This is a genomic window from Rheinheimera sp. B2H12, assembly GCF_059620065.1.
In genome coordinates this window covers 1,942,514-1,957,746 of sequence record NZ_CM184363.1, presented here as the reverse complement: position 1 = coordinate 1,957,746, position 15,233 = coordinate 1,942,514, and the positions used below count along the sequence as shown (strand labels likewise).

Below are 15,233 nucleotides of genomic sequence, written 5' to 3'. Positions count from 1 at the left end.
ACCCACCATAATTGTCGGACTACCCCGGCGATGCCGGGTCGAGTCCGACCTACTTTAAATTTTTATTAATCATTAGGTTGATTGAATAAGTCGTAGCTCGGACTCGACGTGTGACGCCCAAGGCGCTGCGGCAGTCCGACTTGGTTTGTGGAAAAAATTACCCACCATAATTGTCGGACTACCCCGACGATGCCGGGTCGAGTCCGACCTACTTTAAATTTTTTATTAATCATTAGGTTGATTGAATAAGTCGTAGCTCGGACTCGACGTAGCGCGAAGCGCTGCGGCAGTCCGACATGGCTTGTGGAAAAAATTACCCACCATGATTGTCGGACTACCCCGGCGATGCCGGGTCGAGTCCGACCTACTTTAAATTTTTTATTAATCATTAGGTTGATTGAATAAGTCGTAACTCGGACTCGACCGGCGCGAAGCGCTGCGGCAGTCCGACTTGGCTTGTGGAAAAAATTACCCACCATAATTGTCGGACTACCCCGACGATGCCGGGTCGAGTCCGACCTACTTTAAATTTTTATTAATCAGTAGGTTGATTGAATAAGTCGTAGCTCGGACTCGACGTAGCGCGAAGCGCTGCGGCAGTCCGACATGGCTTGTGGAAAAAATTACCCACTATGATTGTCGGACTACCCCGACGATGCCGGGTCGAGTCCGACCTACTTTAAATTTTTTATTAATCAGTAGGTTGATTGAATAAGTCGTAGCTCGGACTCGACGTGTGACGCCCAACGCGCTGCGGCAGTCCGACATGGCTTGTGGAAAAAATTACCCACTATGATTGTCGGACTACCCCGACGATGCCGGGTCGAGTCCGACCTACTTTAAATTTTTTATTAATCATTAGGTTGATTGAATAAGTCGTAACTCGGACTCGACCGGCGCGAAGCGCTGCGGCAGTCCAACGCTTGGCGTCCAGCAGCGCCATCCAAGGTCCTATTGTTTAAGGCAAAAAAAAACCGCCAAATGGCGGCTTTTTGTCACAACACAACCGTTATTTTACGGTTGGTGCGTAAGTAAAGGTTACAGGTACAGAAATAGTACGTGTATTAGTGCCAGTACCAGTCACTGTTACCACGTTATTTGTACCAGTACAAACGTTGTTTACCAGTGGATCTGTACCATTACAAGTTGGTGTTGGCGTTGGTGGTACCACAACAACAGGCGCAGTATCACTACGGTTGTTAGAAACAACAGCAGCTAATACACCGGCAGCAATAGCACCAGCCACGATAGTACCAGTAGCGATACCACCGATAGTACCAGCACTAGCAGCTGAACCAGCAGCACCTGAATCTTCCTGCTGTGCATTTACCGAAAAAGCCATGGCTAACGCCAGACCAAAAACAGCGACTTTTTTCATTCCGTTCTCCTTTTGAAAAAAATAAGGCTGATTATCGCCAGCATTTGCTGAAATTACAACCTAAAAAAATAAATTACAGATAGTCACTATTGTAACTGCGATAAATCAGCAACAGTGCCCAAAATTGTCAGCCTACCTTCACCTGCTCCAGCATCGATTGTTGCTGCCGGCGCCAGACTAAATCACAGTTATCATCAGTTGGATTAAAACCGGTAGGTGCATCCAGCATCAACTGGCGGATAGTGTCAATTTGATAACTGGCACAAGCAATTTCCAACTGACTTAATAACATCGACATTTCCGGCCAGCTTAAAAACACCTCGGAAGCAGTTTTAATCCGCGGATGTTTAGTCTCTTGCTCAGAACCGCCAATCAGCAATTCTTCATACAGTTTTTCACCTGGCCTTAAGCCGGTCACTTTAATCTCAATATCACCGTCCGGATTGGCCTTGGTTTTTGGCACTAAGCCCATCAGGTTGATCATCTTCATCGCCAGATCATAAATTCTGACCGGCTCGCCCATATCCAGCACAAATACATCCCCGCCCTTGCCCATAGCACCGGCCTGGATCACCAACTGCGACGCTTCAGGGATAGTCATAAAATAGCGGGTAATATCTTCATGCGTCAGGGTAATAGGGCCACCGGCTTTAATTTGCTTGCGAAATAGCGGCACCACTGAACCAGAGGAACCCAAAACATTACCAAACCTGACCATACAAAAACGGGTTTGCTGCTGACGGCGTGCTAAGGCTTGCAACACCAGTTCTGCCAGCCGTTTGGTGGTGCCCATCACGTTGGTTGGCCGCACTGCTTTATCGGTGGAAATCAGCACAAAGTTTTTCACGCCGCAGCTGATGGCTGCCTCAGCCGTCCGCCAGGTACCAAACACATTGTTCCGGACCGCTTCGACCACATTAAATTCGACCAGTGGCACATGTTTATAAGCGGCAGCGTGATACACAGTTTCAACCTGATAACTTTGCATCACCTGACTTAATCGTTCACTATCCTGCACTGAACCAATCACCGGCAACAGCAGTACATCCAGATCCTGGTTTTTAATTTTTTGCGTCAGCTCTTTGTCAATCTCATACAAAGAAAACTCTGACATTTCATACATCAGCAGTGCCTTCGGCCCTTGTTGCAAAATTTGCCGGCATAGTTCAGAGCCGATAGAACCACCCGCGCCTGTCACCATCACCACTTTATTACTGATATTGGCCGTTAACAGACTTTGAATGGGTCGTACCGGATCCCGCCCAAGCAAATCTTCAATTTTGACATCCTGCAATTCGTCAATTTTCATCTTGCCTTCGACGATATCGGCCATCCCCGGGATCGTCAGCACCGGCACGCCTAATGGCTCTAACCGGGTTAAAATTTCTGCCCGTACCGAGCGCGAAGCCGAAGGCAGTGCCAATAACACCCGGCTAATGGCGTATTGTTCCATCACCAGATTAATTTGCGCCGGCGAATAGACCCGCACATCTTTAATCATCACACCATGTAAAGAAGGATCATCATCCAAAAAGGCGACAGCACGAAACTCAACGCTATTCTCCAGCGCCAATAACAACTGCCGGCCACTGGCGCCAGCGCCATAAATCAATACCTGGTGATTAAATTTACGTTCCCTGGCATGCACTAAAGCCCGCAACGCCAGGCGGGAACCGCCAATCAGCATCAGCGCAATAAACATATAGTTCAGCATACTGGAGACAGTTAAATGTAACCGGAATAATTGATTGGCAATAAATAAGAACATGCCAGAAAACATCACGCCCGATACCACGGCCAGCAAGGCATGTGAGCCGATAAATCTCACCACAGCCCGATACAGACCCAACTTGATAAATGCCAGAATAGTACCGGCAAACACAGGGACAAAATACAGATATAAAGCGTCAGTACTTAAGATCAGATCTCTGGCACTACTAATTGAAATGGCAACAGAAACAGCCAGAAATAACAACACCACATCGATAGTGACAGAAACAAAACGTTTCTTAAATCGAGACATAGTTAAAAAATGGCTGAAATATTTACTAAAAGACAAACTGATTAAATTCAAACAATACTCCTTGCCACAACAAACCCGGTTTTAAACAAAGCTCCAACTCAGCGCTGGATGCGATCACCGGCGCCCTTGCCTGCCACGGTCTGCAAAATATACTGAAAATACTCCTTTAATGTCAGTTGCGCCAGCATCCGAGCATCCGTTTCAGCCAGTAACACAGGAGTCGACATATCTATTTGATTAACTTGTGCTAACCCGGTAATACCAGGCCTGTGGTTAAATACGCCACGCTGTTGCCGCTGCAAAATCAATTCCTGCTGATTAAATAAACATGGCCGCGGCCCGACAAAACTCATTTCGCCTTTGAGCACATTCCATAACTGCGGCAATTCGTCCAGTTTGCTGCGCCGTAAAAAACCACCAAAAGGGGTAATGGCATCAGCACTAGCCAAATGGGTGGCCACTGAAGCTGTCTCAGGTTTCATAGTGCGAAACTTCACTAAGGTAAATGGCTTTTGCTGGCGGCCAACCCGTACCTGGCGGAAAATCGGCGAACCGGTATCAAACAGACCAATCAAAGTCAGCAGCACTAACAGTGGAAATCCCAGCACTAAACCGATAAAAGCCAGCACTATATCTAACAATCGAATCAAAATTGCACTCCTAAAGCAATGGCAGCAAGCTGCAATGGCGGCGAGTTTGCCAGAGCCGCCGCACAAGTGCAAACAGGAAAGCTGGCACTGTTAGAAAAAGTAGTCCACTGATGCAATAGTCGCTATTATTCACCTTGTAGCGCTGAAGCCTGGCTGAACTGACGGATATCCTGCGCCATCCGTTGCATAATGCTGCGGCGCAGGAATTTCGTTACAAACTCCGACCGGTCCACCTGCGTCAGGCTTAAGGATTCAAAAGCCTGCTTCGCATGCTGATGGTTACCAGGTGCAAACACCGCCGCGTTTGGCACTTCGCGCCGGATAAACTCGGCCGCATATCCGGCCACCCCTGCCAATACTGGTTTACCCGTGGCGGCATATTCAAAAATTTTCGACGGCAGCACTTTTTCAAAAGCTGGTAAATCATTCAGATGCAAAAACAATACATCCGCTTTATGGTACTCAGCCAACAATTGCTGCCGGTTCACAGGTGGCAGCATTTCGACATTCGGCAGTTGTTGTAGTTGTTGTTTTAACAACAAACGCCGGCCGCCATCTCCAATCACACAAAAATTCACATTTGGTAACAGTTTGGCCAATTCCGGCAGGATATGATGCATGCCCTGACCTTCACCAATATTGCCGGCATAAAGCACGCGTAAAGGTGACGCTGGTTTTTTTTGTGCTGTTTCGCTGAGCGGTGTGGCAAAAGCATCATCAATACCATTGGTATAAAACCGGTAGTCTGCCAGCGGATAACGGCTGGCAAAGTAGTGGCTAAAACCTTCGGAAACCAGATTTATGCGCTGGGCCGCACCAAAAGTATACTTTTCCACTGCCGCCACTATGGGTCTTGTCAGCAGTAATTTTTTGCCGGAGAACACGTCAGTGATGGTATCAAGGAAAATATCGCGGATATCCAGATACAAAGGTGCAGCTTGTTTTTTGGCAATACGGGCACCAAGAAAAGCGGTAAACAACCGAGATGAAGTTGCAACCACTACATCATAGTGCTGAGTTTTGCTCAGTCGCCGTGCTTGCGCATAAAAACTGATAAAAGACTTAATTTGATCCAAAATACCACTTTTATGCCGTGGTAAAGCAAAACGGTGAATTTGCAAATTGCCCTGTTGCTCAAAAGCGGGTGCATCCTCGTTAAAGGAAGCATAACGATTTGGCGCCGTGGTCATTACAGTCACAGCCAGGTCTGGTTGTTTTATTAGCTCATTCACCAGTGCAGTGCAACGGAAAGAGCCGGCACATAAATCTGGCTGATAATAAAACGACAACACTAAAATTTTCTTCAACACACTATCTCTACTGTAGGCAGAACAACAGCTGTTGCTCTGCAGCGATAAAATCAACTGACAACACTTTATTCGGTACACTGACACCAAAGCCGGGAAACCACTGACTGTCTTTCACTACCACAGCAGCTGAACTTGTCAGCAGGATCTGCTCTGCCGTTGGCAATATAAGTAACAACTCAGTGGCAGTTCGTTGCTGAACCTGTACCGCTGGGTGTAAAAACCAGTGCGCCCGGGCACTGTTAAAAGCCCCGGTCAGCTGGTCAATAATCTGCAAACTGGTCGCCGTTGCTTTGACTGTCCGCAAATGACTCACCGGTTGTTTTAACCTGTGATAACCATCATGGCAAGCACCAATAATGACCCCTTGCTCATTCTGATTGGCATTCAACAACTTAGCATAAGCACGCCGGGCAACGCGAAAACCACTCCAGACCTCGGAAGAGTCCTGACCATTGACCAACACAGTGTTATGGGCGCAAGTCTGCCGCTGATAAAGCCGCTCGGCACTAACGCCATATAAAGAAGTGCCAGAATTTACCAGCACCCGTTGCAAGCCAACAGACCACTCCAGACTTAAGGTATCGGCATGGGCATGACCGGGCAAATAATCCGGCCCTACCGCCGCATGGTCCAGGATCAGCATATGGCGTGGAAAACGAAGCTTGCTATAACCGCTGTGCGCTAGCGTAGTTAACAGTGCTGTGGGTTCGGTAACAGCTGGCAACCCCAGTTGTTGCGCATACTGACTTAACTGCGTAGGTGTAGCGGCAATACCAAAGGTACTGTCATTAAAAAAGCTGACTTGCTGATCAGGATGGATCATACAACCAAGCCAATGCAGCGCGCGGCTGGCCACCTCAGACCAAGCTGGCAGTTGCTGTGCCAATCGCGGGCTGGCGGTGATCTGGGCTAACTGAATTAAGTCCAGCAGATCCCACAGCAGAATACAGTGATACATAGGCGACAATTCAAAATGACCGCCATCCGGCAAAAACTGCTCAGGAATTTCCCGCGCCAGCAACTGTAAACCCAGTTGTAAATAACGTTCTGCCGCCGGCCCTTGTAAAAAACAGCCGACAAACACCAGTGCTTTGGCATTGGCAAATAAATGATTACCCAGAATATGAAATTCCAGCTGTTTACTGAGCGCTTCAGCCTGGCAGGCAATACTTTGCACTATGGCTGCATCGTCAATACCAGCACGGCGATACCACTTTATCCAGTTCACCAATCGCAACGACAGCGGATAAGGCTCCCAGCCATTGCCAGCCACTGGCGGATTGTCCAGGATCCAGCGCTTCACCAGCGCTAACTGCCAGCTGCGTCTTGCTAAGCTATCAATGGCATTTAAGTCATCAAAATAATGCAGGTTATACAACCATAACTTGGCAAATGCCGGATCATTCCAATCCGACGGCTGCCGGATAGTCGCCGGCAGATTTAAATAACAAACCTCGCCCTCAGCGGTCAGGCTGGGCGTCAGCACTTCTGGCCCCTGCCAGCACCAGGCCTCTGCTGCAAGAGAATACCGCTCAGCCGACAAACCACGCAGCGGCACCAGCTTATAGCGCAGCCGGTACCAGATTTGTTCAAACCGCAAAGGCCGGATGGTATGGTACAACCGGCTGAGTTTTTTTCGTTGTGCAAACATTAAAGGCATGGATCAGCCCTGCTGAGTGCGCAGCAACTGAGCAATTTCTATGGAAACCCGTGCTACTTCAAAAACTTCTGCCACTGGAATAGGGGCTGCCTTACCTTGCTGGATCGCCGACAAGAAGGCAGCACAACATGCCGCCTGCCCTTTATCTTGACGCCATAAGTTCATTTTGCGAAAGCCCGGCCAGCCATAACCTGTTAACTTACGGAAGTTATCCAGTTGTAATACCCGGCCAGCGGCAAAAACTTCAATCCGCTCTTTGGGCAAACTGGCAGCCCCATTGGCATAATAATGGATGGTGCCAAATGACCCATCGGCAAAACCAAGCATAATAGCCGCTTTATCTTCGGTAATAGCCTGATGCGGGTTATCCCCCATCCGGCGTGCCTGCACCGAAATAATTTCACTACCCGCCAGATAACGCATTAAGTCAATAAAGTGACAAGCCTCACCGATAATGCGACCGCCACCAACTTGCGGATCCTGCGTCCAGTGATCAGCTGGAATAGCACCGGCATTCATCGTCATAATAAATGACTTAGGTTCCTGCACTGGTGCCAGCAACGCTTTCATTTTTTGCACTTGCGGCGAAAACCTACGGTTAAAACCAACCATCAATACACTTTGGCCAGCACTTTGCTGATAAGCCTGCTCAACTTCAGCCAACTCTGGCAACGTAATCGCCAGTGGTTTTTCCACAAACACATGTTTACCGGCAGCCAACGCCTTTGCCACAAAACGGGCATGGCTATTGTGCTGGGTCACCACCACCACGGTATTTAAGGCCGGGTTGTTAATCAAAGCATCGGTATCAGTGGTTGCCTGGGCAAAACCACCTTTACTGCCATGGATCACGCTATTAATACCACCGGAGGTACTGATACTGTGCAGCTGAGCTCCAGCGGCTTTAAACGCCGGAATTAACACCCGTGCGGCATAATTACCAGCGCCGACAAAGCCTAACACCGGCTGTTGCGGGTCAAAACTCACTTGCTGTAGCATGACAGTCCGCACATGGCGCGGCGCAGTGTCTCCCGGATACTGCAATAAAATACCCAAGGCGGTTTTATCTTCAGTCAGTACCTGATAAGCCGCAGCTGCATCCTCAAACAAGAATTTATGCGTAATTAAGGCTTCCACATTCAGTGCGCCGGCGGCGAGCATATCCAGCACAGCTTCGAAGTTACGCTGTTCGGTCCAACGGACAAAAGGCAGAGGATAATCAACACCTTGCTGCTCATATTCAGGTTCGTAACGACCAGGCCCATAAGAGCAGGACACCTGAAAGCTCAGTTCTTTTTCATAAAAATCCGCCCGGTTTAATTCAAGCCCGGTCACGCCAACCAGAATAATACGGCCACGTTTACGGCTCATTCGCGCCGCTTGTGTCACCGGATCATTCGATTTAGTGGAGGCGGTAATAATCACAGCATCGACGCCATGACCACGACTAAACGCCATACCGGCAGCAACCGGATCTTCGCCGAGGCCAGGATTACAAATTTCAGCACCAAAACTTTGCGCCAGCGCTAATTTGCGCTGATCAAAATCAATCGCCAGTACCCGGCAACCCTGCGCTTTTAACAGCTGAACTGTCAAAAGCCCGATTAAACCAACACCTGTGACGACGACCGCCTCACCCAAAGTAGGCGCAGCTAAACGAATGCCCTGCAAACCTATGCTGGCAACCACAGTAAAAGCTGCCGCTTCATCAGAAACATTGGCAGGAATTTTAGCGCAAAGATTTTTTGGCACCCGCACCACATCGGCATGCGGGCCGTTGGATAACACCCGATCGCCTACTTTGAACTGCGGCACACCATGACCAACGGCGGCGACCACCCCCACATTGCAATAGCCAAGCGGTAATGGCTGGCCTAATTTAGAACGCACTGCATCCAGCGTCGTTAATAAACCATCCGTTTGCACCTTCTCCAGCACCATCTTGACCTTTTCCGGCTGTTGCCGCGCCTTGTCCAGCAGTGAAGCCTTGCCAAAATCTACCAGCATCCGCTCAGTACCCGCTGAAATCAGGCTGATGCGGGTATCGATTAATAACTGGCCAGAAGAAACCGCCGGCACCGGCGCCTGTACCACTGAAGTACCGCCTTTGGCGAGGTCCTGAAGAATTTGTTTCATTGATTATCCTGCAAAAAATAAAGCTGCACTTAGCCCCTGCGGGTCAGTGCTTTTTTTTCGTCAACCGAAGGGTAATTGATTAACACCGCTTTGTAGACGCCTTTAAATACAAAGAGGCTACCAGCTGCAACACCAATTATTTTATGTTCATCAATTACTTGTCTAATATGTTCCAGGGAGCCAGCGCCACCGAGAACCGTCAGGGGAATACTAATAGCGTCACGCACCAAGCGGATAAGTTTCTGGTCAAAGCCGGCCATCTTGCCATCGTTATCAATCGAGTTAATCACGATTTCACCAGCACCTAACAGTTCCACTTCTTTCGCCAAAGCAACTAAATCGCCTTTAATTTTTTTTCCGCCGTTGTACAAATAGACTTCGTAATTACCAAATAAAGTTTTCCGCACATCAAACACCACCACAACACTTTGGCGTCCAATAGCCTGGGCAATATCGGTAATCAGTTGCGGACTTTCAATAGCAGCCGAACTTAACGCTACTTTTTCCACACCCAGGTTGCTGATGCGTACAGCCTGCTCAACTGTTTTAATACCGCCGCCATAGCAAAATGGCATCCGGCATTCACTGGCCAGATTTTCAATCATTTTGTAATCGGGCTCGCGTCGCTGGCTGGATGCATCAATGTCGAGCACAATAAGTTCATCAACTAATTTTTCGTTGAAGATTTTCACCGCATTAATCGGATCGCCGACATATTTGGCATTTTTAAAGTTCACTGTTTTGACCAGTCCTTTATCGCGGACCAGCAAACAAGGAATAATTCGGGAACGAAGCATAATTATAAATTCGCAAAATTTTTGAGCAGAGTAACGCCGTTAAGCAAACTCTTTTCGGGGTGGAACTGAAAACCATAGATGTTTTCACGATGGACAGCACAAGCAAATTCACCCGCATAGTCGGCCACGGCTAACACATCTTCAGCGTGCTGACAGCTGAAATAATAAGAATGCAGAAAATAGAAGCCATGTTCACAGTCGATGTCGGCAAAAACATCCAACTCTTTCTTCACACTGACCTCGTTCCAGCCCATATGCGGAATAGTGGGTTTATGCTGCAGTTTGGTCACATCAAATTTCTTTACCTGGCCGGCAATCCAGTTAAGCCCTGGTTGAGTTCCTTCTTCACTGGAACTGGCCATCATTTGCATGCCGACACAAACGCCTAGTACCGGCACCTTTTTAGCTAACACCAACTCATCAAGCGCAGGTCTCATACCAGAGCGCGCTAATTGCGCCATCGCAAAGTCAAAAGCACCAACGCCTGGCAAAATTATTTTTGACGCCTGGTTCAATTCAGCTGCAGTTTTAGCTGCGATAAAAGGTATATTCAGCTTTTTATAAATATTGGCAAAAGCACTAATATTGCCAAGACCATAATCCACAATTGCAATCAACGTTTTCCGCCTTTTTCTAATCCGAACATCCGCATAACCTTGGCCCCTAACTCATAGATACCTTGCTGATTTTTGTAATCCTTGTACGTTTTATTCGGCGCGTCCATGTAACTTTGCAGCTCTGGTACACTGATACCAAGCTTAGTGGCAATATATTCGAATTCATGTGCGATTTGTTCTTCGTCATAAGCTGGCGATTTCAGCTTTTCCAAAGCTTCTTCACGCGTCATCTGGCCTGTCAGGATCAGGCTGGAATACTGTACCTTACGGGTGTCATAACCAAACTTCTTCGGCAGCCAGTAACCTTCATAAAACTTAGTGAAGCGTGACTCAAAATGTTTTTGCGCATAACGCTGATAACCATAGTTATCAACCAGGAACTGGGTTGCCTCTTCTTTATGATAAGGCATAAAATCCAATGGCCGGATTAACTTAATGCCACGGATATAAGGCAAATAAACTTTATGCCAGAGAATATTGGTCACCGGATAATTTTTCAGCGGACGTTGACCAAATTGCTGGTGAATGTCGGTCAATTGGCGGGCGTCAGACTGATAATACATCCATTCCAGTGGGTTACGAACACACTCTGTTGAGTAGTTGCCACCAGTCAGAATGTAATTCACCTTATATTTCGCCGCAAACTTATACATAGTGGCAAAAAAAGCATGATCCTGTGGACTGTCAATGTGCGAAACACCAGACTTAAAAAATGCCAGTTGCAGGTCTTTCATCTCTTCCCAGTCAATCACTTCGGTGTAGAGATCTAGTCCAAGTTTATCAACAATTTTTTCGATGTTATGAACTGCCGTTTGCGAATTCCAACCCGCATCGACATGGAATACCAAAGGCCGTAAACCAAGCTTTTCTTTCGCCAAATAGGTCAGATAAGAACTGTCAATACCACCACTCATGCCGATAATACAGTCAAAGTCTTTGCCTTTACCGGCCGCTTTAATTTTTTCAGCAACCTGCTGGATTTCCGCCCAACCTTTTTCATCCGGATGCCACTTAGGCTTAATATCGGTGAAAAATGTATTACAGTGATCACAAACACCATGGCTATCAAAAGTTATTTTGCTATCCGTAGTGTCCATTACGCAGTTATTGCAAACTAAATTATCAAACATAACTCACCTATTAAAATAATACTGAGCGCAGAAATTAGACACAGAGACATTTTCATCAAACATCTGTAGTGCCTCTGGCGAAGGAATATATGCATCTTTTGATATTTTCAAAGCCTTTTCATACGCTAGCTTAAGCCAATCACGTTCTGAAAGGTCAACAACAATAATTCTATTCAGCATGCAATAAGGTAGAGACTTTATCCAATTTAGTTCTGTTACTGCTACGACTGCATTAGAAAAAATTGCTTCGTATACACTACGAGGAGAAGAGTCACTTGAAGGAATAGATACAGCTAAAACGCATTCAGAAAAAATAGAAATCATTCTATCTAGAGTAACTCGTCCAAAATCGTTTATGCCCCTGCCCTTCTCCAGCGATAAAATAGCATTTTTTTTGTAATCCAAATCAAAAAACGGATAAATAACACTCAAAGGAATATTTGGTTCAATCAGATTGTATGCAGAAAAAATTGAATTCGTTTGATATAAATCAGTTATACCACGAAAAGATACAATGCCAGTCTTTTCAGATGGATTGCTTCTAGTGCTGAGTATTTTATGCACATCAATACCATTCTGTATTACAACAGCTTTAACCCCCGACATTTTTTCTATTTCACTTTTCATTAGGTGAGAGTCAACAGTAATGGTTTTTGCATATACCAAAGATTTAACAGCGAAAAATTTATAAATAGCAGATTTTTTTGGCCTAACTAAAATTTCACTACCTTGAGGCGTACCTATGACCTTTACTCTAGCTAACCATGCAAGCAGAATATAATACATTGTATGCGCATGAATCGTAGCATGAAGCATATTTGAATTTTTAAGCAATGCTCTAAACTTAATAGCTTGAACGGGTAAAATTATAAACCTGAACGCATTCCTCCACAAATTTGCAATCTTAGAGACGGACGGAAACATCAATGCATCAACATTATAAAGTTCAAGCACTTTATCATTTGGCTGTATAAGCTTTTTGTAACCTTCACTTTCAATCATGTCAGTTACAATACAAAACTCTTCAGATTTAAAGTTTCTTTGGTAAGTTCTAACCCAATCGATGCTGTGGTAACATCTCCCATTAATTAAAAAAACGGTCATATTAAAATCCTAAGCTATTCCAAGAAAAAATTTTCATCTATTAAATTCGGCCACATTAAAGAATAAGAAATTCTTGAAAGATTTTTATAATCATATGACTCTAGTAATTCAGAAAAAACACTATACTCAGGTACACTATCAAATGAATTAATCAAAATTCCAATGCTTTCATCCTGAACAAGTTCACTGTAATCCCCAACTCCTGAACTAATTATTGGTATTACTCCAGCAACGACATATTCGGAAAACTTAATGGGAGAAGCAACATTATTTGTAGGCTCGTTTTTTCTAAGTAAAAAACCAAAATCATAGGCTGAAAGCTCAGACACAACATCTGCTTGCGCCAATTTTTTAAATTCAACTAAATCACTTCTCAATCCAGCTGCTGAAGTAATTTCACGAGCTTTATCAACATCTAACGTAAAAACTGTAAAGCTGAATGCATGACCCAAATCCTGGTAAGTCCGCATAATGTTACAAACAGAATCAAAGCATTGCCATTCACTTAAACCTCCAGAGTATACAAATTTAATTAAATCGCTTTTACGCTGCATCTTTTCAATGGAGTTTTGGAATGGCGCAACTCCACAACGAATTACCTTTACGAATCGAGACCCATAATGTTCAGTTAGGTACTGTTTCATTTTATTTGAAACACAATGAACTCTATCTGCAGCGTTAAAGACAAAAAATTCTAAGGCGTAACAAACATACTGTTTAAAACTTGAACGACCTTTGGTTTTAAGCTCGAAGGGAAGTATACCCCGAAAATCGAATGTTATTTTCCACTTAGAAAAAAATAATTTTTTGAGCACGTAAATTTTAATAAAATCAAAAACACAGCGAACATATATATTATCAACACGAGCTCTATTCTTAATGAAAAATGAGTAAAGTGAATTGTCTTTTATTGAATAACGATCACATGATTTATCGTAATCAAATTCATTAAGAATTAAAACATAATTATTTCCTTCCAGATTCATTACGATCGGGAAGACTTGTGACTCGATGATTTGCTTTTTATCTGTTTTCGATGCTATAAAAATATTCAAACCAAGCCCCTTACAAACGATAATGCATATGCAACATTAATGAATACCATGAATATTATCACAAATAGTGAAACTCTGTAATTGAAACCTTTTGCCTGTATAAAAATCAAGGCAAACAATTGATAGATGAGATCCACTTTAGAGTTTCTACCTCCAAGAAACTTAACTCCATAGACAAGAACTGTTGAAAAACAAATTGAAAGTGTTACAACATCAGTAATGTAGAGGTTTCTGCGTAATTTTATTAAAAACTCCCAGAGCGCACCGACAAACAATGGCAAGATAAAAAAATTATACAAAAATGCAGCTGTCACTTCAAGAAGATCAATTTCAAACCCTTTGTAAAAATTATATTGTTTTGAGTCAAAAAAAACTGTGATATATGAAGTAAAAATCGGAGTTATCAAAAATTTAGCGCTACCCAAAACCAAGCGTTCAAAGAAAATTGCCGCAAGATTCAATATGTCGATTTCACCAGAATAGAGCTCACTCTCGGACACTATGAGTGAATCAGCTCCGTCCAATGCTGCCAGATCGTCCTCACTTAGCATTAATAAACGCCTGAAGGAACCCATCACCACATCTTCAAAGAAAAATAGCGAAAGAACAGAGAATACAAATAACAAGAATAACAGGTAAAATATTTTTTTTCTTGACCATAATTCTACCAAACAAAATAGAAACACTGAAAATAAATATATGTAAACGTAAAAAGACCTTAAGTTAAACAATATAACCGCAAGGAATAGCAAGAAAGATGCATTAATAATACTGGGCTTATTTAAAAAAGAATTAGTAAAGAAAACAACATACACCAGAACAAAAAGTACTAAGGTATCCCTTAAAAAAGAAACTGGAACAAAATAAGAAATAGGAAAAAAAAGAGCCACAACTGCAAGAAAATAGCTTACATCCGTCAAAGGAAAAAATTCATGCTTATTTGAAATTCTAAAATTCCCAATAATTAGGAATGCAGAAGCAAAGTATAGAACTAAATTTTGCAATACAATAAAAAATGAGCTATACAAATTTATTCCAAAAAAATAAGAATAAGGATAATACAACAGTATATGTACAATCTTTCCCTCATCAAAATATGTGCTGAATAACTGACCATCGGCACCATTGCTCAAAAAATCACTTAATACTAATTGGAAAGCTGCTGAATCTGAACCATAAGAAAAAATTAAAAAATCGTTGAAACTAGAAGAGTTGTAATAATAGTAGAAGGCAAAAATAAGATGTGAAAAAATACTTACTGCCAGTACCTTCACACCGACAATATATATAATTTTTTTATAATTACTCATTAAAGCATAAAAAGCGATCGAGTTTAAAAAAATAAAAACAAAAAACGCTAAATATGCCAAGAT

The 15,233-nt window shown here is 44.0% G+C and carries 12 protein-coding genes; all 12 read right to left on the bottom strand.

Features of this window, described 5'->3' with window-relative positions; genetic code table 11:
• Positions 1-1,009 precede the first annotated feature (1,009 nt).
• The 12 genes from AC53GJ_RS08500 to AC53GJ_RS08445 all read right to left on the bottom strand — a co-directional run bounded on the left by AC53GJ_RS08500 (position 1,010) and on the right by AC53GJ_RS08445 (position 15,230).
• Positions 1,010-1,378, bottom strand: a complete 369-nt coding sequence (locus tag AC53GJ_RS08500) for a hypothetical protein (protein WP_496732241.1) — start codon at positions 1,376-1,378, stop codon at positions 1,010-1,012.
• A gap of 127 nt (positions 1,379-1,505) precedes the next feature.
• Positions 1,506-3,452, bottom strand: coding sequence for a polysaccharide biosynthesis protein (locus AC53GJ_RS08495; RefSeq protein WP_496732240.1), 1,947 nt, complete (start codon positions 3,450-3,452; stop codon positions 1,506-1,508).
• A 47-nt stretch (positions 3,453-3,499) separates the two neighbouring features.
• Positions 3,500-4,051, bottom strand: a complete 552-nt coding sequence (locus tag AC53GJ_RS08490; RefSeq protein ID WP_496732239.1) for a sugar transferase — start codon at positions 4,049-4,051, stop codon at positions 3,500-3,502.
• Positions 4,052-4,176: 125 nt separating this feature from the next.
• Entirely contained in the window at positions 4,177-5,361 is a 1,185-nt protein-coding gene (locus AC53GJ_RS08485; protein ID WP_496732238.1) for a glycosyltransferase family 4 protein, read from the bottom strand.
• 7 nt (positions 5,362-5,368) lie between these two features.
• Entirely contained in the window at positions 5,369-7,021 is a 1,653-nt protein-coding gene (locus AC53GJ_RS08480; protein WP_496732237.1) for a heparinase II/III family protein, read from the bottom strand.
• Positions 7,022-7,024: 3 nt separating this feature from the next.
• Positions 7,025-9,157 (bottom strand): bi-domain-containing oxidoreductase, encoded by a 2,133-nt coding sequence (locus tag AC53GJ_RS08475; protein ID WP_496732236.1) that lies wholly within the window; start codon positions 9,155-9,157, stop codon positions 7,025-7,027.
• A 29-nt stretch (positions 9,158-9,186) separates the two neighbouring features.
• Positions 9,187-9,894, bottom strand: coding sequence for an AglZ/HisF2 family acetamidino modification protein (locus tag AC53GJ_RS08470; protein WP_496732235.1), 708 nt, complete (start codon positions 9,892-9,894; stop codon positions 9,187-9,189).
• A 62-nt stretch (positions 9,895-9,956) separates the two neighbouring features.
• On the bottom strand, positions 9,957-10,571 hold the full coding sequence (gene hisH, locus AC53GJ_RS08465; RefSeq protein WP_496732234.1) for an imidazole glycerol phosphate synthase subunit HisH: 615 nt from the start codon (positions 10,569-10,571) through the stop codon (positions 9,957-9,959).
• Positions 10,568-11,668 (bottom strand): N-acetyl sugar amidotransferase, encoded by a 1,101-nt coding sequence (locus AC53GJ_RS08460; protein WP_496732233.1) that lies wholly within the window; start codon positions 11,666-11,668, stop codon positions 10,568-10,570. Before AC53GJ_RS08460 ends, hisH begins: the two co-directional genes overlap by 4 nt.
• 36 nt (positions 11,669-11,704) lie before the next feature.
• On the bottom strand, positions 11,705-12,805 hold the full coding sequence (locus AC53GJ_RS08455; protein ID WP_496732232.1) for a glycosyltransferase family protein: 1,101 nt from the start codon (positions 12,803-12,805) through the stop codon (positions 11,705-11,707).
• A gap of 14 nt (positions 12,806-12,819) precedes the next feature.
• On the bottom strand, positions 12,820-13,860 hold the full coding sequence (locus tag AC53GJ_RS08450) for a glycosyltransferase (protein WP_496732231.1): 1,041 nt from the start codon (positions 13,858-13,860) through the stop codon (positions 12,820-12,822).
• Positions 13,857-15,230, bottom strand: coding sequence for a hypothetical protein (locus tag AC53GJ_RS08445; protein WP_496732229.1), 1,374 nt, complete (start codon positions 15,228-15,230; stop codon positions 13,857-13,859). The genes AC53GJ_RS08450 and AC53GJ_RS08445 overlap by 4 nt, the downstream gene beginning before the upstream one ends.
• Between the last annotated feature and the right edge of the window lie 3 nt (positions 15,231-15,233).